Raw genomic sequence first — 249 nt, 5'->3', positions numbered from 1 at the left:
AAAAGCAACCTGGCCCGCCTGGCCCCGGCCGCCCTGCTGGCCATCGAAGCCAACCGCACCCGCATCGCCAAGCAGCGCGCCGACCACGCGCTGACCCGCTCGCGCCAGCAGTTGCGTGAGCTCGCCCAGCACTTGCAGACCAGCATCGAACAAGAACGCGCCGCCATCGCCCGCGAGATCCACGACGACGTCGGTGGGGCCCTGACGGCTGTGAAATTCGACCTGGCCTGGATCGCTCGCCACGCCCCG

General features: G+C 69.9%; 1 protein-coding gene. It reads left to right on the top strand.

Translation table 11 applies throughout. From position 1 onward, the window contains the following. Positions 1-249: histidine kinase (locus tag B2W70_RS03680; protein WP_286742974.1), on the top strand; the 249-nt coding region annotated here is incomplete at both ends.

It is taken from the genome of Aquabacterium sp. UBA2148, from assembly GCF_002328915.1.
In the GTDB taxonomy this organism is placed as follows: domain Bacteria; phylum Pseudomonadota; class Gammaproteobacteria; order Burkholderiales; family Burkholderiaceae_C; genus Aquabacterium; species Aquabacterium parvum.
Note: the sequence above shows the minus strand (reverse complement) of the source record. Positions and strands in the feature narration are given on the sequence as shown.